This is a genomic window from Helicobacter sp. 23-1048 (assembly GCF_053654545.1).
In genome coordinates this window covers 402,086-422,103 of the sequence record NZ_JBSIUT010000001.1, presented here as the reverse complement: position 1 = coordinate 422,103, position 20,018 = coordinate 402,086, and the positions used below count along the sequence as shown (strand labels likewise).

Below are 20,018 nucleotides of genomic sequence, written 5' to 3'. Positions count from 1 at the left end.
CCTTACTAAATTTACACTTTTTGCACTCTTCGCACACCCTCATTATCAAAGCCTAGCTCTAAAACCTTGTATTTAGGGAAATGCTGGGAGAGAATCTGTGCTAAATGTTTGCTTGATTGAGCGTGGCAAATACTTAAAATTGATGAGCCAGAACCACTTAATGTGCTTAAAAGCGCGCCGTTTTGCAAGGCAATGCTCTGAATCTTAAACAAAATTGGAAAATTTTTCATTCTAGCGTTTTGATGAAGTTTATCGCGACTTGCGATGGCGAGTTTATCCCAATCGTGCGTGAGAAACGCCGCACTTAAAAGCGAAGCGTGAGAGAGATTAAACACACAATCTTTGGCATTGTAGAGTTTTGGAAGGGCTTTTCTTGAGAGTTTGGTATTCATACTTTTATTAGGCACGACAACCACCGCGCGAATCTCGCTAGGAATAGGCGCGTGAATATGGACAACATTTTGTCTAAATTGGATTTTGGTCCTTCTGGGAAGGTCATTGTATTCTAAAATCGCTACATTAAATCCCCCAAATACAGCGGGAGTAACATTGTCTGGGTGTTTTTCATATTCTATGGCGATATTGAGAATCTCTTGCTTATCAATGGGACGATTCATAAACAAAAAAGCCGCATAAATCGCACTAACAATCACTGCGGAACTAGAACCAAGCCCACGCGCCACAGGAATCTCGTTATGAAATAAAAATTTGCATTCTGCCCTTACATTATATCGCGCCAAAATTTGATTAAAAATTTTTACAAAGACATTGTGTGTTCTTAAATGTGTAGAATTTTTGCCCTCGCCCGTTATTTGCACGCTCGTAATCACAGATGGTGTAATTTCAATCGTGTTATACAACCCTAAGGCTAACCCCAAACTATCAAAGCCCGGTCCTAGATTCGCACTTGTGGCGGGCACAATAATTTTTAACATACGCTCCCCCTACAATCACACAGGTGGTAAAATATAAAGTGGTTCATTTTGCCTATCAAAATCTTGTGGATTAAGCACTGCTGGCAAACAAAATCCATTTTGTGCGAAAGAAACATTGCTATCGCTCGCACTCTTAAGTACGATTTTACCATTTTCTTGCATAAAATAATTTTTCCCAAAAGCGTGGATAGGTGCATTATCATTAAAATAAAAACTTTGAGTGCTAAAAAGCGCGTATCCTTTAATAACGCTCAATGTGTGTAAAAAAATATGTGTGCTTTTAAGTGCGCTATATCGCCCCGGTCCCTTGGCATAAAAGATAGAATCTATAATTATATGAGACGCAAAAATATCGCCAAAAAGACTATTTAGCGCGGCACTTGTGTGTCCTTGTATTTCGTAGTGTTTTATGAGTGTATTATTTTCATACAAACCTGCTATGAGTGGAGAGTTTATGCTTATTAACACCAAACTTGCCATTATGATTCCTTATTGTTTAGAGTCCTTGTGGATTTTCTTGCGTAGAATCTTGGGGCTGGGGCTCATTTGCATTGTCTTGCTCATTTTCTGATTCATTTGACAAAGTGCTTACATTAGGAATATCTGTATTTTCATTCATATCAATTTGTGGCACATCTGGGCTTTTTGGAAGCTCATCTGGCTTTTTAGCGTTTGGGTTGCGTATTTTTTGTGTAATGGCTGCGGCTTTTTGGTCGTCCATTTTAGCAAGGATTTTTCCCATATCTTTAGAATCCATATTAGAGAGGATTTCCACAGCCTCATCTTCGCTCATTTGCGAGATAATTGCAGCGGATTTGGCGTCTTTCATTTGGATATAAGTTTGGATAACTTTATCATTGCTGACTTTTTGAATCTTCTCTAACAATTCCTCATTGCGCGCTATAAGCTCTTGGACATACTCTTCTCTTGCTTTCATATCAAGGCTTACTTGCTCACTTTGAGCTTTGAACTCTGCTTGGGCGAATTCCTTTGCCTTTTGGAATTCGATGATTTTTTCATCAATATTTTTTTCTTGAGCTTGAAGTTTGCGCGCCTTTTCGTCTAAAAAGACTTGGGTGGCATTTTGCAAAACTTGCAATGCTTGTTGTCGCTCATCAATGGCTTGCAATTCTTGTCGTATTTCACCTTTGCGTTGCTCAAAGATTATATTGCAATCAAGCAAGTTTGTGTTATTTGCAGGTGCGCCAAAGACACTTGCGCTCGCTATCCCTAATAATCCTATGTGCTTGATATAAGACCTCATAATATCCCCCCTTTTTTGCTATACAGTAAAATAGACATTTCATCATTTGCTCTTTGCTGTGATTTTTTTTGTTTTTTCATTTTGCGCTCCATTTCCCTTGTCTCAAGGTATTGCATTTTTTCATATTCGATATTAAGCACTCTGTATTCTTCTTGCAGGACTTTTGTTTGTGCCTTAAGATTAGCAAGCTCACCAAGCAAAGAATCTAATTCAAGCAATAATGTATTTTTCGTATAAGAAATTGCTTTATACGCGCTATATTCCCCAGATTCTGGGAATCTAATCATAGCGATTTCGGCATTAAGCGCATCAATTTTGCCCTGCGTTTGATTGATAGCAAAAGTATTTTGCATCATTTTATGTTCGTGGTTGGTGAGTGCGGTTTTTCTCATATCCACTAATGGCGAGTATGGTGTCCTCATTATGCCTCCAAATCTTTTAATGTTTAGATTGTAATAATATCTTCTCTCTCAGGACTTGTAGAGATAAATGAAATTTTTACCCCGATAAGATTCTCTAAAAATGCAATATATTCTTTCGCATTTTTAGGAAGTTTGTTAAACTCTCTAATGCCCTGCACGCTATCCCAACCGCGCAATTCTGTATAGACGGGAGTAATATCGCTAAAATCTGTGGGCATAGAGTGAATGTGCTTACCATTTTGTTGGTATGCCGTGCAAACCTTAATAGAATCTAACCCATCAAAAACATCAAGTTTCATCACAGCAAGTTCATCACAACCATTGAGCCTGCAAGCATACTTCACCGCTAAGGCATCAAACCACCCACAACGGCGCGCTCGCCCCGTAGTCGTGCCAAACTCTGCTCCCTTAGAGCGCAAATACTCGCCATCTGCGCCCAAATCTTCGGTTGGAAATGCCCCATTGCCAACTCGCGTGCAATACGCCTTTACAATCCCAATAACGCGCTTTAAGTCCTTTGGCGCAAGACCGCTCCCACTACACGCCCCTGAAGCCAAAGTGTTAGAGCTTGTTACAAAAGGATAAGTGCCGTGCTCTACATCAAGCATACTTCCCTGTGCGCCTTCACACAGAATCTTTGCGCCACGGTCTTGTGCCTCCCATAAAAGCTCGGTGGTGTTGCTCACAAGCGGGGTAATTGTTTGCGCATACTCACGCAATTCTTTCATAATGCTATCCACGCTAGGCAAGCTAAAATTATATGTTTCTTGCAACAACGCATAATCATTAACGATAATTTGCACTTTTGCTTGTAACACTTGCGGATTGTATAAATCAATGACGCGAATGCCATTTCGTGCGATTTTTTGCGTATAGGCTGGTCCTATGCCCTTACCCGTAGTGCCAATAGCGTCTTTTTGCTTAAAAGACTCTTTTGCTTTATCAATCACTTCATAAATAGGCAAAATGATATGCGCCTTATCACTTATAAACAATCTCCCTTGTAACTGCTCTATGCTTCCAAAATTTGCCATTTCTTCACAAAGTGCTTTAAGGTTAATCACCACGCCATTGCCAATGATATTTTTACAATGTGGGTAGAGAATCCCTGATGGCATTAAATGTAGGGCGTATTTTGTGCCATTATAAACGATAGTGTGCCCTGCATTATGCCCGCCACCACAGCGCACGACATATTCATATTCTTTAGCGAGCAAATCTACAATCTTGCCCTTGCCCTCATCGCCCCACTGAATCCCAACAACCAAATCTGCCATACTTCACCTCTAATCAATCTTTAAAAGATTCTCTACGACATTATCCGTATAAATCGCAAAACCACAAGATGGCGTATCTGAAATCACATAACGCCCACCAATAACAAGAATCTGGTTATCTAAAAACATTCTATAAAACAAATCCTCATAATATCCTCCCGGCGCATACAACAATGGAGAAAAAATAATGTGCTCATAAGTGCAAGATTGCACGCACTCAAGCATTGATTGCAATTCATTGGTAAGGAAATTTGGCACATTGTTAAGGCACTTTTGAATGTCTTGTTTGCTATGCACTTCTACAAGCTCTTGGAGAAAATGTGCCTTTTTGGCAATAGATTCTATATTTGGCGAGCTAAAAAACTCAATATCCACATTTAAGTGTTTAGCGCAGAGCAAGGGGATTTTTTGATTACAAATTTGCAAAGTAGGGTGCAAATCAAACGCGCTAATGATGTTTGTAGAAAGCTCAATAATGGGCGTGAGCGATGTAGATTCTAAACTTTCCGCGCCAATTTGATGGATTTCTGTGGTGGGATAATCATACACAGGCTGGATATAAAACCATTTTTTATGGCTTGAGCTTCGTGCGATACGCTTAGTAATAAGGCGCATCGCATCAATGGTGCTATCATAACGCAAAACAATTTGATGATTTTCCTCCCCACTTATGCGAATCATATCGCGATTTGAAAAATCATCTTGATGGCTTAGAAAGCTAAAAGTAGGCGTAGCAATCTCTTTGTAATCTTCTTTATGTAGCATTTCTACCGCTAAAGATTCTATATTGCGCTTAATCTTTGCGGATTTGCCAAAATACAACTTGCTACCCTGAGGCAACTCGTGCTCTAAAATCATTTTAGTTATCCTGTTATTGTTTTGTTGTTCCAAAATCTCGCATTATAGCACAAAATCTCTTTGCGCTATAAGATTTAGGCTTTAGGCGAGCAAGATTTACTTTAATATTTTACAATCCAAGCCCATTTATTGTAATGCAACTCTACAACATTAAAACAACAAAGGAATATGAATGAAAAAAAAAGTGGCACTTTTAATGAGTGGCGGTGTAGATAGCTCGTATTGTGCGCATTTATTGCAAGAGCAAGGCTATGAGGTAATTGGCATTTATCTAAAATTGCACGACAAAGAGGCAAAACACCAAGTCTTTATCGCAAACTGCCAAAAAGTCGCTAAACATTTGGGGTTAGAATTTCATATTATCGAGGCACAAAGCGAGTTTAAACAAATCGTATATGAGGAATTTATCGCGGCATACAAGCGAGGAGAAACACCCAATCCCTGCGCTATTTGTAATCCACATATCAAATTTGGATTGGCTTTTGAAAAAGCAAAGGGCTTTGGTGCGGAATTTATCGCCACAGGGCATTACGCGAGAATCTGTGATTATAATGGTATAAAGAGAATCCAAAAAGCCTTTGACTCCACCAAAGACCAAAGTTATTTTCTCTACGCGCTCAGTCAAGATTCTATAAATTCCATTATCTTTCCACTTGGTGGGCGTAAAAAAAGCGATATTAAACCCATTGCGCTAAAAATGTTGCCATTTTTAGGCACGCTTGAAACTTATAAAGATTCCCAAGAAATTTGTTTTGTGGAAAGTGATTATATTGATGTACTAAAAAAATACGAACAAGTCGAGCAAACAGGAAAAGTCAAAAACGCTAAAGGCGAAGTAATCGGGGAACACAAAGGCTATATGCAATACACTATTGGAAAGCGCAGGGGATTTAGCGTCTTTGGCGCACACGAACCACATTATGTAATGGATATAAATCCACAAACCAACGAAATTATCGCGGGCACAAAAGAGGAACTCAAAATAATGCGCGTGAGAGCACAAAATCGCTCCTTGCCAAAAGACTTTAGTGGCGGGGAATACGAAGTCAAAATCCGCTATCGTAGCGAACCTATAAAGGCAACATTGCACCTTGAAGATGATATTATCACCGCAGAACTCCAAGAACCAGCCTTTGGTGTAGCAAAGGGACAAGCATTAGTGGCATACGATGGAGAAGTGGTGCTTGGTGGTGGTGTGATTGTTTAGATTCTCATATTACTCTACACTCCAATCAAACTCCCTGCCTTGTGTAGCAGACAAGTATTGATTTGCTTGTAAAAACACTCCACTGCCAACAAATCCTTGTGCCAAAGGACTTGGGTGTGGTGCGGTAATGATACAATGTTTGCTTGCATCAATGAGCGTGGCTTTTTTCTTAGCATAATTCCCCCACAGCAAAAATACAACGCCATCGCAGTGAAGCGAAATCGCGCTAATCACGCTATCACTAAACCCCTCCCAACCAAAATGCTTGTGTGAAGTGGGCTTGTGTGCCTCCACGCTTAAAATGCTATTAAGCAAAAATACGCCCTTTCTTGCCCACGCGCTTAAATCGCCGTGTGTTGGAATCTTAAAGCCCACGCTTTGAGCGAGTTCTTTATAAATATTTTTAAGCGATGGTGGTGGAGGCAAAGGCTTTGGCACACTAAAAGATAATCCCATTGCTTGAGGGATTTCACAAACATTGTGAGAATCTACGCTAGACAAACGCACCCGCACACTTCCGTGATATGGGTCTTGCCCTAAAATAACGATTTTTATATCCTTAGGAAGCGTGAGATTGAAAGCATTAAAAGTAAGGCTTGGTGGTGGATAAATGGTTGCGCCTGATTGCAACGCTTGATAATAATGCGCTCTAACGCGCTCAAATTCATCGCTTTGCAATTCTTTATGGAGCAACTCTTTCCATTCATTGGGTAATTTTATAGAATCTAAGCGCATTTGTTTAGGTTCTATTTACACCAATGGAGGTTATTCAATAATTTTTGGCACGACAAAAAATCCATCTTTGGCGTGCGGGGAATGCGCCAAGACATCTGCTGCGATGTGGGATTGCACTGCTTCATCTGCACGCAATGGAGTTTTTTTATCCTCTTTTTGAGTTTGAGAGAGGGCATCTACATTGTTGAGATTCTCTACAAACTTCAAAATCTCATTAAGCTGAGATTTGACTTGCTCTTTTTTCTGCGTGCTAATCTCAAGCATTCCCAATCGCTCTAACTTAGCAAGCAGTGTGTCATCGATTTGCATATTTTAGTTGCCTTTTTGTTCTTTGCGATAGGCTAAAATCATCGCATACGCCTCATCTTTTAACCGTAACTTTTGTTTTTTTAACACTTCAAGCTCCATATCTTGGAGGACTTCCTCGCCATTTTCAATCTTTGTGATTCTATCATCAAGCTCATTGTGCTCATCAAAAATCTTAGCAAAATGTGCATTGTTGGTCTTTAGCTTGGTTACCTCATCTCTATATTCGTGAAACATTACGCACTCCTTAAAAAATTTACCATATTGTAAAATATTTTGGCAAAAAATATCATAAAAACGCTACTTTTTTAGCACAATATGTCGGTTTATGATACTTTGTTGTGTGGTGGTAATGGGATTTTGCAAACTTACAAAAGTATCAAGCAAATACACGCCATCATAGTCGCTTATCACTGCTTTGGCTGTGTAATTGTGAGGAAACACAAATTCTACATTCTTGCACTCATCAAAACCAAAATTGTCTAAGCAGTTTAAAGTCGCTTCATAAAGGGAGTTTTCATACAAATCAAGCTGTGTCTTAGCGTGAATATGAGCGATAGGTGCAATAGGTGAATACAGCACCACAAACCCCACACACATAGAAACAAAAACAAGGACAAATACCCCATAAAGCGTGGAAAACGCCCTTTTGTGTGTGCAGTGCCATTGATTGTGTGCCATCTAATGCCTTTGGTTATAAACTTGTGATTTGGGCGTTAATGATACTTCCACCCTCAAAGCATTTTTGAGCAACACAGAATCTAAAGTGCAAAAAATTTGAGGGCAAAAGTGTCAAACTAAAATCACTCACTCCATTGAGCAAAACTTCACCATTTAGCCAAAGTGTGTTAAGAGAATGGCTCAAATGAAAATGTGGAGATTCTAAAGGTAGGGCGATTTTGCAATTCTTTGGTGGCGAGGATTTTAGCGTAATAGCATTTTTAGCGGCACTAACTGCGACAATTTGGGTGATAAACTCACTCATCACACCTGCAGAATCTCCACACACAAACAACATATTTTCATCAACACTAAAAGTATGTTGCGCCACACTAGAAGCAAATATCGCTGTCTTATCGCTAATGTGAGCGATTTTTAGCGGGATACTTGGCAGAAGCGTCCCGTTTGCCATTTTTGCCTCGCTAAAGGTTTTATCCCCATAACCAAAGAGTTTTTGCGTATTTGGGATATAAAAACGCGCCTCGTTATGTGTGATATGAAGTCCCACACTTTTAGCAAGCAAATTTTGTATTTTCAAAATGGCGATGTGAGAATCTAAGGCGTTGCTAAGTGAGCCTTGAGCGATAAAGCGTGTGAAATTTAGCGATACACTTGCACACACAACGCCTATAACCCCAAAAATTATGATGGCAAAAAGCATTTCTATGGAGAGTGAAGCGCGGGAGCGTAAGGCACAAATAGCACAAATGGATTTGGTTTGGCGAGATTTTTGCATTAGCGCACAGAAACAATGTGTAAATAAGTAAGCGAAATAGGAAGTGCCAAATCCTGCCTCTCTAAAGTGTGTTTTGAGAAAACAAAAGTTTTATTTGCGCTATGAAGCTCCAAATTGCTCGATGGGGTGTTTAGGATTTGTGGATAAAGTGCACCGCTTGCAAGACTTGCTTGTGTAATGGCAAACTTATGAGACATAAATGGTGCGAGCGCGAAGCAAAGACTTAGAGCAAAAGCACATAAAACAAGTCCTTGCAAAGTCTCAATCAAAACAAATCCGCTCTTAGAATCTTTAGACGCAAGACTATGGCGCACCCTCATTTAAGAATCTCCACCTTTGTCGTAAAAAACGCATTGAGTGTGTCCGTGTGTGGGACACCTTGCAATGGCTTTTTGGTGAGTTGCACGCTCACTTCCATCGTATAAACGCCACTTTTTAGCAAAAAGGTATCATTAGGAACAAACCCATACAACAAGGGCGTTGCCCCACTAATACTTTGCTCATCAAAGCTAAATGTGCTCATATCTGTAAAACCTTCAGATAGTGAGCTCAAATGCACTTTCACACTCGCACTCTCAAAATCGCTAAACTCTACGCGTTTAGGAATAATCTCTATCACGCACGGATTTGTGGGGTGAATGCGAAAAAACTCTGGTGCGTGGTTTGAGATATTTGGTGTATTTGCCTTATCATAAGGATTTTGCAACGCTATGGTATCTCCACCTGTGCTAAAAGCCACGCTAGCAAGATTCTCAAAAAATCGTTGTTCTCTAAGGACATCGTTGATATGTTCATCAATCACGCGCTTATTTTCGCCAAATATACGCTCATCAACCACAGGATTTTTCACAGCAATCCACACCCCCACACTAATAATCACCATACCAAAAACAATAATCCCAACAATAGCAATAGGCCAGTAATTTTTGTTCATTTTTTTCCTTTATTTTGAGCGAAACCTTGAGGTAATATACACAAATCCAAGCGTGCCTAGCAAAATAAGCAACATAACATACATACTTACCCTCACAAAATCTCTGCTTCCACTCTCATCTCGTGGCATATTAAACTCCAACTTCACATCATAATGACTCGCAATCAAATCCGCCGCTTCGCTATATCCATTGAGCATAATCGCCGAAATACGCTTAGAATCTAGCTCCTCGCCCTTTTGTGGTAAAAGCGGTGCCATATACTCAAAATACAACGACTCATCATTAAAGAGTTTGGGGCTTTGAATAATATCGATTTTTTTCTCATCGGCAAAAAACAAAAATAACGCATAGGGCTCTTGCAAACTTAAAGAAAGCAAATTGGTAAGATTCTTTCGCGCTTGAGAATCTTGGGGTGCATTGTCTTGATAGTTTGCGCTTGGTGGGAAATCACCAAAAAATTGTGTTTGGAGTTTTTGCAGTGTCGCGTTTGTGTCAAGCACAAGAGCAATTTTTAGCACAAAACCCGTTTTTTGGTAAAGTTCCGCGCTTAATCGCTCCACAAAATCCACGCTCTTTGGCACAAGTAAGTTGTCAGGATTAAAGACAAAAGACTCGCTACTCTCTCCCTCATCATCAATAAGATACTCATCTCTAGGCATCGAGGTGCCATTTAAAATATGTGGAAGTGTGTTTGGAGTAAAATCCCTGCTTAAAGAAGCGAGATTCCCATATCCAGCAGAATCTAAAGGGCGCATAGAGCTATCAGTCAATCTATGTTGCGCATCTTTGGCACTCAAGAAGAGTCCAAACGCGCAAAACACCAACAAAATAACTCTCAAAGCCCAACCTGTATTAGATTAAATGCAAAAACAACTCAGGAATAAATGGCATAGCAATCGTTGTGAGCATCATTAAAATAATGAGCGCAGCGAGTAATTTTTCTATTAAACTAAGTCCCATAGGTTACTCCTTTACATTTTTATAAAAGTCAGCAACATTGTTGCCTCGTTCTTTTATATCACTTTGATTCTCTATTTTGTAGAAATTTGTCGCCTGCTCTTGTTGTGTCAAAATCGCACAAGTCCCTAAAAAAGCAACGACACTTAGCAATACCACAACCGCCAAAGCAAATCCTGCCAATCCGTTTAATCCAAATAACTTATCCATCATAGCCTCCTTAATTATTCGCTTTCAAGCGACTGAATGAATATATTGAGTGCCTCTACTTGCTTAGGTGCAAAGTTTGCATAATCATAAGAAGGCATTATACCGATGTTGCCTCTTTTTCCGCTCTTTAGCACTTCTTGCAAGAAAGTTTGTGAGCCATACTTGGTCAAATCCGCTCCAATCATATCGCCCTCTACTCTACCTGTGCCATCTGCAAAGTGGCAAGATGCACAATTTTCTTCATACACTACCTTGCCTTGCTCTACAAGCTCTGGATTCTTAGTCTTTTTAATGGCAGAAATTTCTTGCATAATATACGCCGCCACAGCCTTAGCGTCTTTGTCTTCTATGAAATCAAGTGCCGCCATTTCCATTTCATCTCCATCATCATTGAGAAGTCCCTTGCTTCCCATTTTTATGGTGCGAACAATTCCTTCTTCTTTGCCCCAAGCGGTAAGGTTTTGTGCTTTATTATCCATTCCATCAGCATTTGGTCCGTGGCACTCCACGCATTGGACTAAAAAGATTCCCTTGCCCATTTCTTTTAGCTCATTGGTATCAAGGCTATCCCATTTACTCGCATAAGTAGCATTATGTTCTTGCACTTCTGCGTTATACTGCCCGATTTGTGAGAAGCTCTTTAGTGGGTAACCCACAAAAAAATACCAAAATGCCCAAATAAGCACACCTATAAAGCACGCTACCCAACCGATTGGTATATCGTTTGTGTATTCGCCGATTCCATCCCAGTTGTGGTCTATCGCCTCGCCTTCGCTTTTCATATCTTTGATTTTTTTAAGATATAAACCAAAAATTACCACCGTTAGTATCAAAATGACCGCTGCACCAAGTAGTGCTAGGGCATTTACATTATCACCTAAATTAAACCATTGCATTTGCTTCCCTCCCTTACTTTTTTGTCTCTCTAGATTCTATGAGCGCATCACTCAAATTATCTTTAAGAGCTAGGTCTGCGTATTTTTCATAATCTCTCTCGCCTTTTGCCTGTGATGAATACAAGTGATAAATGTAGCCATACAAGAGAATCACAAAAAGACAAGAAATCCCTGTATAAAGTTCATTCGCATACTTGGTAATAAACTCTACAATAACACTTTGTGTATCCATAACAAACCCCTATTTGCTTGGTGTTCTGCGTTTTTGGCTAAGACTATTCATATAAGCAATCAACGCGACAATCTCTCTTACCTCGCCATTTTTATATGCTTCCTTAACCTCAGAACTTACCATTTCATCGACAACCACTCCTGCCTCTTGCATAAAGATTGATTGCGCCTTGCCAAGTGTATCTCTCTGTCCTTTGATATACTCATCTGCGCCAATTTGCACTCCACCTTCAATGTCATAAGGCACTTTGAAAACAACTTTTTGTGTATAAGCCTCAGCAAAAGCTGTCTCAAAATCAACATTTTTGCTATACAAATGCTTATATGAAGGCATTATCGAGCCAGCTACACGAGAAGTAGGCTCCCACATGTGTCCATCGTGCCAATCGCTTGATTTTCTATCGCCGATTCTATGTAAATCTGGACCTGTGCGCTTTGAACCCCAAAGAAATGGTCTATCATACGCATATTCTCCGCTAAAGCTCATCGCTCCATATCGTTCAGTCTCTGCTCTAAATGGACGCACAAGCTGAGAGTGGCAGTTATAGCAACCCTCCTTGATATACACTTGTCTGCCAGCAGTCTCAAGCAAACTATAAGGCTTTAATCCCTCAATAGGTCGCGCTGTCTTAGCAAAACCGGGAAGAATCTCCACCAACCCAGCGATAGCAAATACCGCCAAAAAAGCAAGCGTAAAAAAGAATGGATTTCTTTCTAAAAAACTAAACATCTTCAACCTCCCTCATTTTAAGCTGCCATAGGCGTAGCATTCGCCGGCTCTTTATCTAGGATTCTACCTGAAGTCATTGTCATCAAAATATTATAGATAAACACAATAAAGCCAATCAAGTATAAAGTCCCGCCAATAGCGCGAATATAGAAATATGGCACAATATCACGCACTGTATCAATAAAGCTATAAATCAAGCTTCCATATTCATTTGAAGCTCTCCACATCATACCTTGTGTGATACCTGCAATCCACATACTTGAGAAGTAGAATATAATGCCTATGGTCATTATCCAAAATTGGAAATCAACAAGACCTTTTGAGTAAATCTCTCGCTTGCAGATTCTTGGCACCATATGATACACCGCCACAATGATAGTGAATCCAACCCAGCCAAGTGCCGCATCGTGCACATGCCCGATAATCCAATCTGTAAAGTGCGCGAGCGCATTCACAGACTTGATAGATTGAATCGGTCCCTCTAGCGTGGTAAGCATATAAAATGTAGAAGCCAAAATGAGTAATTTAATAATTGGAGATTCTTTAATTTGATGCCATTGCCCGCGCATTGTTAGAAGCATATTGATTGCCGTCCCCCAAGAAGGCAAAATAAGCACCACAGAAAACACCGAACCCAAAGTCTGAATCCAATCAGGCGTAGTAGAATAAATCAAATGGTGTCCGCCAGCCCAAATGTAAATAAACATAAGTCCCCAAAATGAGAATAGCGTAAGTTTATAAGAGAATACTCTTTGTCCAGATTCTTTAGGAAGGAAGTAATAAATAATCCCGATTATCCCCGAAGTAAAGACGAATGCCACCGCATTGTGTCCCCACCACCATTGCACCATCGCATCATTTGTCCCACCATAAAATGAGATAGAATGGAAAATACTTCCAACCCCAGCGACAAGAGCTGTTGGGACAGCGAGGTTATTAAATATGTAGAGCGTAGCGATTCCCACAAATGTAGCGATAAAATACCACAACGAAATGTAGATAACCTTTTCGCGTCTTACTCCCATACTACCAAAAAGGCTAATGCCCCATAGCACCCATACGACAACCACCATAATATCAAGTTGCCATACAAGCTCTGAGTATTCTTTAGATTGTGTCAATCCTGCGAATAACGAAACCACTGCTAAAGCCATTAGCACGATATACACCCAAAAGTGCAAAAGTCCAACAGCACGCAAAAATGGGTGCTCAAGGTAGCTGATTTTAAGTGTTCTTTGCCCTAAATAATACCACGCCGCCCAGATACCGCTAAGCGTGAATCCATAAATAATCCCATTTGTGTGTAATGGTCTTAACCGCCCAAAGATTCCATACTCTGAAGCCAAGTGATTGAGCTCAGGGATAGCAAGTTGAAAGGCGATAATCACACCAATCAGCAAGCCCACAAACCCAAAAATAAGCACAGAGAATACAAACAACTTTGCTATGGAATAATCATATTCTAAAGCATTTTCCTGCATATCCACTCCTTAATTTGTGATAACCTTGCATTGTAGCACTTTTTCTATAAAAGTAAAATAGAAAAATATCAAAAATATTAGAAATATTAGACAAAACCTCGTCCTACGCGTAAAAATTTCTCTACACATTATGAAAATATGGAATGTTTTTTGTTGCATAAATCAAAATATAATAAAAATTATGGAATAAAACCATTAAAGAATCTCTCTGGATTCTCAAAACTCTATAATTATCATAAGGGTAAAAATGCAATTTTTTAACACCAAGTGGCAACTCTTAAGCCCAAGAGAACAACACTTAGCTTTTATTTGCGTGCTTTTGGTGTGTTTTAGTATTTGTTTGGCTTATCTTATAACCCCGCTGCAAGAGCGAAATACGCACACCAAGATTCTTATAACACAAGCAAATGAGGACACCCAAGCTCTGCAAAATATCTACAACGAAGCTCTGCACTCACAAAGCTCTATCCAATCTAGCAAAACTCTAATGATAGATAAACTTAATGAATCTAACGCAATCTTGCAATCCTTAGCACAAAGCATCTACACACCAAACAACACCATTTTTGAGAATCTTGAGACTATCATCACGCTCGCCCAAAATAGCGCGCTTAGCATTCACTCCGTGCAAATTGAAAATGAAGCACTTGGCATTATAGTGTTAAAAGGAAGTGGCGAATTTGGCGATATGGCAAAGTTTATTATTGCGCTTGAGAATCTAAGCAAACAATATATGAGCCTTGATTTTATCGAGATTGGCGCGCAAGATTCTTTAATATTTGAAATGCTTATCCAAGATATGAGAATATAGGAAATACAATGTGGTATAAAATTTTTCTAGCAAGTGCGATGTGCGTTAGTATGAGTTTTTGTGAAGACTTGCAAATCGCTTGTGATAAGGCGTGTGCGCAAGATTTGGGTAAAAAACTTCAAAACACCAAAAATCCAAAAACTATCTCACACAATCCTTTTGCAAAGCAAGAAATAGCAATAGCAGATAATGATGATGAGCAAGAAAAAGCAAGCGTGTTGGTTTTAGAGGCAATTATGAATAAAAGGGCTCTTATTAGTGGCTCTTGGTATCCTGTCGGGCAAACTCCACATTTTGTCATCTTGCATATTGCGCAAGATTCTATCACTATTAACAAAAACGGGCACAATGCGCGTATCAAAATTTCAGAACAAATCGGGCTGTAATGGCTAAAGATTCCACCCAATCAACCCACAGCACACCATTTAGCCAAACACTCGCCAGAGTAAAAAACTATGGCAAATCCATTCGTCTAAAAAAGGATTTTACCCCTTTAGATTCTCATTTGCAAGCGACAAGCAGTCCAAAAGTGCAAAATACAAAAGAACAAAAAGTGCTTAAAGTTTCGATGTTTAGCGCATTGGTGCTAGCAATCTTTGGCATTGGTTTTGGCATAGTCATAAGCTCACTCTCCATAATCTTTGATGGCTTTGTCGCACTTATAAGCGTGGGGCTTGGTGCGCTAAGTGTGATTACCTCTCGCTACATTTATAAAGAAGATGATGATATATTTCAATACGGCTATGTGCGCTTTGAGCCAATGGTAAATCTTTTTAAATCATTGGTGCTTATTTTTGTGTGCGTGTTTGCTTTTATAAGCTCGGTTTCTAGCATATTTGGTGGTGGATATGAAGTCGATGTAGGCGGAGCGGCGATATATGGAGTGTGTGCGTTTGTTTTTTGCTTGGCGTTATTTATTTATACACACATTGCATACAAACACTTAGAATCTGATTTAATTAAGGTGGATAATATTGAGTGGCAAATTGATTGTGTGCTTTATCTTGGCGCGATTGTCGCCTTTGGTATGGTTTGGGTATTTTTTAATCCGCTTGAGATTCTACACACAACAAACCTCAAAGAATCTCGCTCACTCGCAAAATACATTGACCCCGCATTGCTTTGCGTGCTTTCAGTATTGCTTTGCGTGAGCCCCACTAAAATTGCCATCGCAAACTTTAAAGACTTAATAATGGTCGCGCCAAAAGAGCTTGATGAAAAAGTGAGTGCGGTTATGGAGCATTTGAGCGCAAGGTATGGCTTTAGTGATTATGACACACACACGGCAAAATCAGGCAGATTCTTTATGATAGAGATAAATATTTTGGTGGGCAAAGACTTTAATGTCCCTGTGGCGCACCTAGATAGCATTCGCGAGGAAATAGAGGCAACCCTTGCGATTCCAAGTTATAGAATCTGGCTCTCTGTAAGCCTCACCACCAACCCCAAATGGTTGTAGATTGCTATGATTTTTTTTGCGTTTGATGTTTTTTGCGAATTTGACGCTCTTTTGCCAGCTCCTGCATATCTTTAGCCACATCAAATTCATCGACAATCTCTTCACCAAGCAACGCCTCAATCACATCTTCAAAAGTTACGATTCCAAAAAACTGCTCATATCTATCTTGCACGACAAACATTCGCCCGCGCTTCACCATAAACAAATTAAGCAATTTTGTTACGCTTAAATCATCAGGCACAATATCCACAGATTCCATAAACTCTGACACAAATCTTTTTTGCCCGCCTTCCAATGCGATAGTGAGAATCTTTTGTGTCGAGACAATGCCTACAATAAACTCGCTATCTTCCTCAAATACAGGGATATAAGAATATGGCGTAATATACTTTTCGTTGATAACTTTTTGCAAGGTGTCATTAGAGCGCAGGGCAAAGACGACTTTGCGCGGTGTTAAAATATCCGCCACTTGCATATTTTGCAATGCTAGCAGATTCCCCACCATATCACTCTCTACCTTGCCAAGTGCACCGCCCTTATTGCCAATTTCACTCGCCGCGAGGATTTCATCACGGCTTGTGCCATCTTTTGCCCCAAACGAAAACACACGCATAAGAAACTTCGCTATATATACAAATGGAAAGGTTACCTTGCTTAAATAATAAATGCACACCGACACAATAGGCACAAGTCTTTTCCAATAAATCGCACCAAGTGTTTTTGGGAAAATCTCCGTTACATAAATCATTACTACCGCAAAAATACTCGACCCGATAAATTGCCACTCCTCGCCATAAAGCTCGGCAAGCTCGATTCCTATGCCTGTGCTTGTCGCCGTTACCGCAAAGGTATTAAGCACCAAAATCGCGCCCTCTGTCTCATCAATATTTGCCTTTTGGTATTTTAAATATCCACCAATTTTTGGGCTTTTTTTGGCATAACTCTCTACGAATGATTGTGTGGTGGTTAAAAACACTGATTCAAAAATAGAGCAAATGAAGCTAAAAACGATTGCCACCGAGCAATATATGATTAACAAAGTCATCGCTTGCACCTCACTTGTCGTCTAAAATTATCATTATAAACTCTCACGCCAATCTCCTTAATGCTTTTGCAAGTCGCCCACACCAAGCACGGCATTTATCGCATCTTCTAAACTTACTACACCCACAAACGCGCCATTAGAATCTGTCGCACTCGATTCCACCACGCCAAACAAATGTTCTCGCTTCATCACAAAAAGTCTAAGCAAAGCTAGCACAGGCATATCTGCCTTAACTTTGCGCATTGGTTTGGCGATGCAATCCAATCGTTGCTCGCCCTCGCCATTAAGATTAGCGTGCAAAATGCGCTTGCGATGAGCAAGTGTAGAAACGCTCTGTGCGCCGTGCTCATCATAAGAGACAAGAGGGATACGCGAAAAAGTCCGCTTATTGGATTCTACAAGGGCTTGTTTTAGGCTCGTATCAGAATCTAAGCTAAAAACAAGACTTTTATCAGTCATAATATCTTTTGTGTAAAGATTTTTTTGCAAGATTAAATGCTCTAACACATCCATTTCAAGTGCGCTAAGAGAGCCACTTTTCTCCCCCATTTCCATTAGAGCGAGGATTTCATCGCGACTCATTTTTGTTACATTATCCTTGCGAAACAAAAATGTAATCCCACGCGAAATATACACAAATGGGAAGGCGATATAATACATTACTATTAAGGGATAACAACAAGGCAAAATGAGCTTTTTCCAATACAGCGCGGATAAGGTTTTTGGGATAATCTCTGCGACATACAAAATGCTAAGCGTCATAATAATCGCCACCACTCCAGCCCACTCCTCATCAAACACTTCCATAGACTGCGCGCCCACTGCTGCCGCCCCGATAGTGTTGGCAAACATATTGATAACAAGCACTGCGCCCACAGAATTATCAATATTTGCTTTTAAATGTTGTAGGATTTTGCCACTTCTGCCCCTTTTGGCTGCAGATTCCACAAATGAGGGAGTAGCTGAAAACAACACTGCCTCAAACACGGAACAAGTCGCAGAAACAAACACCGTGAGTATAAAATAAAAAATTAGCAAGCCCATTTAGATTCCAAATATCCCAAAGTATTTGTAATTATTGTAAAGTATTTGTAATTAAAAGTCTCTTATATTTGTAAAATATTTTTGTTGTTTCGTAAAATTTTCTTTCCAACAAATACCTTTTGTGTAAAAATACACAAATGCTTGCAAAATACGCTATAATGCGCGGGAGTTTGTAAGCCACCTTTAGGAGAATACAAAATGAAAATTTTAGTTTTACAAGGTCCAAATCTCAATGTTTTAGGACATAGAGAACCCCACATTTATGGAAATGTAACTTTAGAACAAATCCACGAGAATCTAAAAAATCAAGCACAACAAAATAATGCGCAAATAGAATTTTTCCAAAGCAACTTTGAAGGAGAAATTATTGATAAACTCCAAGAGTGCATAGGCGGAGAATATTCGGGTGTGATTATCAATCCAGCTGGCTACTCTCACACTTCTATCGCCATCGCTGATGCTATCGCATCTTGTGGTGTGCCTGTGGTGGAAGTGCATATCAGCAATATTCACGCTAGGGAGGATTTTCGCACTAAAAGTGTTACTGCGCGGGTGTGCGCGGGTGTGATTACAGGATTTGGTGCATTTGGGTATCATTTAGGACTTATCGCGCTTTTTCAAATCCTTAGCGAAATCGCTATGATAAAAGCCCAACAAGAACAACAAAGCAAAACCAATCAAGGATAAGTGTGCAAAACTACTTTACCCAAGATGAAAACGCTCAATATTTTGAAACAAATTTTAGTTGTGATAACGCCATTATCTTGCGTGCGGGAGATATACGGATTTTTATTACAGATTCTCGTTATGCCACAGAAGCAAAGGAATGTGTAAAAAAAGGTGTAGAGGTTGTAGAATCCAAAGAATTGGGTGCAGATTTTGTCAATATGGTAAAAAAATTGGGGATAAAGGAATTGTATTTTAACCCCAATGAGGTGAGTTTGAGCTTCTATAATTACATTGCAAAGCTTCTTTATACGGGGGTTTGTGCAAGCGAATGTGAGCTAAAACCTGCACCAAACTTCCACCAAAAACTCCGAATCATTAAAGATAAAGAGCAAATCGCCCTTATCGCTAAATCCCAAAAATTAAACCGCCACGCCTTTAGGGCGTTTTTTGAGTTTATCGCCAAATCGCTTGATAAAAAACGCCATTTAAGCGAACGCGAAATGCACTTTTTTGCCTCAATGTTCCTAAGCCATAAGGGAAAATATGAGCTCTCATTTAATCCCATTGTCGCGCTCAATGCCAATGGCGCAAAACCACACGCGCTCCCCAGCAAAAAAGCATATTGCGAATCTGGCGATTCATTACTCTTTGATGCTGGAATCAAATACAAACGCTACTGCTCAGACCGCACACGCACGATAAAAATCGGTGAAGCAATGCGCTTTGGGAAGGAGCAAAAATTCAACAAATCCAAACACCAAAAAATCTATGACATTGTAAGAAAGGCTCAAGAGACTTGCATTAGCAAGATTCGCGCTGGAATGAAAGCAAGCGAGGTCGATAGGCTCGCTAGAGATGTGATAGAAAATGCGGGCTATGGAAAATACTTCCTCCATAGCACAGGGCACGGCATAGGGCTTGATATTCACGAGCTTCCCATTATTTCATCGCGTTCAAATGATATTATTGAAAATGGAATGGTTTTTTCTGTCGAGCCGGGAATCTACTTAGCTGGGGAATTTGGCGTAAGGATTGAGGATTTGGTCGTGATAGAAAATAATAGGGCACAAGTTTTATAAGCCAAGACACA

The 20,018-nt window shown here is 39.8% G+C and carries 27 protein-coding genes; 6 read left to right on the top strand and 21 right to left on the bottom strand.

Annotated features, from left to right (window positions below):
- Nucleotides 1-11 precede the first annotated feature (11 nt).
- Genes thrB through ACWIWK_RS02145 form a run of 6 tightly spaced genes read right to left on the bottom strand, consistent with a single transcriptional unit; the run spans nt 12 to nt 4,756 of the window.
- On the bottom strand, nt 12-935 hold the full coding sequence (gene thrB, locus ACWIWK_RS02170) for a homoserine kinase (RefSeq protein WP_454150418.1): 924 nt from the start codon (nt 933-935) through the stop codon (nt 12-14).
- Nucleotides 936-950: 15 nt separating this feature from the next.
- Nucleotides 951-1,415 carry a tRNA threonylcarbamoyladenosine biosynthesis protein TsaB gene (locus ACWIWK_RS02165; protein WP_454150416.1) on the bottom strand — a complete coding sequence of 155 codons (465 nt, stop codon included), beginning with the start codon at nt 1,413-1,415 and terminating at the stop codon, nt 951-953.
- 16 nt (nt 1,416-1,431) lie between these two features.
- Entirely contained in the window at nt 1,432-2,199 is a 768-nt protein-coding gene (locus ACWIWK_RS02160) for a MotE family protein (protein WP_454150414.1), read from the bottom strand.
- Complete coding sequence (locus ACWIWK_RS02155; RefSeq protein ID WP_454150412.1) at nt 2,196-2,621, bottom strand: flagellar FliJ family protein; 426 nt, start codon at nt 2,619-2,621, stop codon at nt 2,196-2,198. The genes ACWIWK_RS02160 and ACWIWK_RS02155 overlap by 4 nt, the downstream gene beginning before the upstream one ends.
- Nucleotides 2,622-2,644: 23 nt before the next feature.
- Nucleotides 2,645-3,898, bottom strand: coding sequence for an adenylosuccinate synthase (locus ACWIWK_RS02150; RefSeq protein ID WP_454150410.1), 1,254 nt, complete (start codon nt 3,896-3,898; stop codon nt 2,645-2,647).
- Nucleotides 3,899-3,907: 9 nt separating this feature from the next.
- Nucleotides 3,908-4,756, bottom strand: a complete 849-nt coding sequence (locus ACWIWK_RS02145; protein WP_454150408.1) for an ATP phosphoribosyltransferase regulatory subunit — start codon at nt 4,754-4,756, stop codon at nt 3,908-3,910.
- A 172-nt stretch (nt 4,757-4,928) separates the two neighbouring features.
- On the opposite strand from ACWIWK_RS02145, the gene mnmA reads away from it, so the two are divergent.
- A complete protein-coding gene (gene mnmA / locus ACWIWK_RS02140; RefSeq protein ID WP_454150406.1) occupies nt 4,929-5,963 on the top strand; it encodes a tRNA 2-thiouridine(34) synthase MnmA in 1,035 nt (344 codons plus the stop codon).
- Between the two features lie 9 nt (nt 5,964-5,972).
- On the opposite strand, the gene ung is transcribed toward mnmA, so the two are convergent.
- The 13 genes from ung to ccoN form a co-directional block, all read right to left on the bottom strand.
- Complete coding sequence (gene ung / locus ACWIWK_RS02135) at nt 5,973-6,698, bottom strand: uracil-DNA glycosylase (RefSeq protein ID WP_454150404.1); 726 nt, start codon at nt 6,696-6,698, stop codon at nt 5,973-5,975.
- Between the two features lie 30 nt (nt 6,699-6,728).
- Nucleotides 6,729-7,007, bottom strand: coding sequence for an Asp-tRNA(Asn)/Glu-tRNA(Gln) amidotransferase subunit GatC (gene gatC, locus ACWIWK_RS02130; protein WP_454150402.1), 279 nt, complete (start codon nt 7,005-7,007; stop codon nt 6,729-6,731).
- Nucleotides 7,008-7,010: 3 nt separating this feature from the next.
- On the bottom strand, nt 7,011-7,241 hold the full coding sequence (locus tag ACWIWK_RS02125) for a YdcH family protein (RefSeq protein ID WP_454150400.1): 231 nt from the start codon (nt 7,239-7,241) through the stop codon (nt 7,011-7,013).
- Nucleotides 7,242-7,304: 63 nt separating this feature from the next.
- A complete protein-coding gene (locus ACWIWK_RS02120) occupies nt 7,305-7,685 on the bottom strand; it encodes a hypothetical protein (RefSeq protein ID WP_454150398.1) in 381 nt (126 codons plus the stop codon).
- A 13-nt stretch (nt 7,686-7,698) separates the two neighbouring features.
- Nucleotides 7,699-8,460: a hypothetical protein gene (locus ACWIWK_RS02115; RefSeq protein ID WP_454150396.1), complete on the bottom strand. Its 762-nt coding sequence runs from the start codon at nt 8,458-8,460 to the stop codon at nt 7,699-7,701.
- A complete protein-coding gene (locus ACWIWK_RS02110; RefSeq protein ID WP_454150394.1) occupies nt 8,460-8,780 on the bottom strand; it encodes a hypothetical protein in 321 nt (106 codons plus the stop codon). Before ACWIWK_RS02110 ends, ACWIWK_RS02115 begins: the two co-directional genes overlap by 1 nt.
- A complete protein-coding gene (locus ACWIWK_RS02105) occupies nt 8,777-9,394 on the bottom strand; it encodes a hypothetical protein (protein WP_454150392.1) in 618 nt (205 codons plus the stop codon). The genes ACWIWK_RS02110 and ACWIWK_RS02105 overlap by 4 nt, the downstream gene beginning before the upstream one ends.
- 9 nt (nt 9,395-9,403) lie before the next feature.
- Nucleotides 9,404-10,192, bottom strand: coding sequence for a hypothetical protein (locus ACWIWK_RS02100; RefSeq protein ID WP_454150390.1), 789 nt, complete (start codon nt 10,190-10,192; stop codon nt 9,404-9,406).
- Nucleotides 10,193-10,358: 166 nt separating this feature from the next.
- A complete protein-coding gene (locus ACWIWK_RS02095) occupies nt 10,359-10,562 on the bottom strand; it encodes a DUF4006 family protein (RefSeq protein ID WP_454150388.1) in 204 nt (67 codons plus the stop codon).
- A gap of 14 nt (nt 10,563-10,576) precedes the next feature.
- Nucleotides 10,577-11,458 carry a cytochrome-c oxidase, cbb3-type subunit III gene (gene ccoP, locus ACWIWK_RS02090; protein ID WP_454150386.1) on the bottom strand — a complete coding sequence of 294 codons (882 nt, stop codon included), beginning with the start codon at nt 11,456-11,458 and terminating at the stop codon, nt 10,577-10,579.
- A gap of 13 nt (nt 11,459-11,471) precedes the next feature.
- Nucleotides 11,472-11,690: a cytochrome c oxidase, cbb3-type, CcoQ subunit gene (locus ACWIWK_RS02085; protein ID WP_454150385.1), complete on the bottom strand. Its 219-nt coding sequence runs from the start codon at nt 11,688-11,690 to the stop codon at nt 11,472-11,474.
- Nucleotides 11,691-11,699: 9 nt separating this feature from the next.
- Entirely contained in the window at nt 11,700-12,419 is a 720-nt protein-coding gene (gene ccoO / locus ACWIWK_RS02080) for a cytochrome-c oxidase, cbb3-type subunit II (RefSeq protein ID WP_454150383.1), read from the bottom strand.
- Between the two features lie 17 nt (nt 12,420-12,436).
- Complete coding sequence (gene ccoN / locus ACWIWK_RS02075) at nt 12,437-13,900, bottom strand: cytochrome-c oxidase, cbb3-type subunit I (RefSeq protein ID WP_454150381.1); 1,464 nt, start codon at nt 13,898-13,900, stop codon at nt 12,437-12,439.
- A gap of 247 nt (nt 13,901-14,147) precedes the next feature.
- On the opposite strand from ccoN, the gene gspM reads away from it, so the two are divergent.
- The 3 genes from gspM to ACWIWK_RS02060 are packed head-to-tail and all read left to right on the top strand — an operon-like array spanning nt 14,148 to nt 16,170.
- Complete coding sequence (gspM, locus tag ACWIWK_RS02070; RefSeq protein ID WP_454150380.1) at nt 14,148-14,711, top strand: type II secretion system protein GspM; 564 nt, start codon at nt 14,148-14,150, stop codon at nt 14,709-14,711.
- A gap of 8 nt (nt 14,712-14,719) precedes the next feature.
- Nucleotides 14,720-15,097, top strand: a complete 378-nt coding sequence (locus tag ACWIWK_RS02065) for a hypothetical protein (protein ID WP_454150378.1) — start codon at nt 14,720-14,722, stop codon at nt 15,095-15,097.
- Nucleotides 15,097-16,170, top strand: a complete 1,074-nt coding sequence (locus ACWIWK_RS02060; RefSeq protein ID WP_454150377.1) for a cation diffusion facilitator family transporter — start codon at nt 15,097-15,099, stop codon at nt 16,168-16,170. The genes ACWIWK_RS02065 and ACWIWK_RS02060 overlap by 1 nt, the downstream gene beginning before the upstream one ends.
- Before the next feature lie 4 nt (nt 16,171-16,174).
- On the opposite strand, the gene ACWIWK_RS02055 is transcribed toward ACWIWK_RS02060, so the two are convergent.
- Together ACWIWK_RS02055 and ACWIWK_RS02050 are read right to left on the bottom strand one after the other, a co-directional pair.
- Nucleotides 16,175-17,215 (bottom strand): CNNM domain-containing protein, encoded by a 1,041-nt coding sequence (locus tag ACWIWK_RS02055; protein ID WP_454150375.1) that lies wholly within the window; start codon nt 17,213-17,215, stop codon nt 16,175-16,177.
- Nucleotides 17,216-17,272: 57 nt separating this feature from the next.
- Nucleotides 17,273-18,259 carry a CNNM domain-containing protein gene (locus ACWIWK_RS02050; RefSeq protein ID WP_454150373.1) on the bottom strand — a complete coding sequence of 329 codons (987 nt, stop codon included), beginning with the start codon at nt 18,257-18,259 and terminating at the stop codon, nt 17,273-17,275.
- 198 nt (nt 18,260-18,457) lie between these two features.
- Here ACWIWK_RS02050 and aroQ point away from each other — a divergent pair, with 198 nt between their 5' ends.
- Together aroQ and ACWIWK_RS02040 are read left to right on the top strand one after the other, a co-directional pair.
- Complete coding sequence (gene aroQ, locus ACWIWK_RS02045; protein ID WP_454150371.1) at nt 18,458-18,946, top strand: type II 3-dehydroquinate dehydratase; 489 nt, start codon at nt 18,458-18,460, stop codon at nt 18,944-18,946.
- Nucleotides 18,947-18,948: 2 nt separating this feature from the next.
- Entirely contained in the window at nt 18,949-20,007 is a 1,059-nt protein-coding gene (locus ACWIWK_RS02040; protein ID WP_454150369.1) for a M24 family metallopeptidase, read from the top strand.
- Nucleotides 20,008-20,018: the final 11 nt, after the last annotated feature.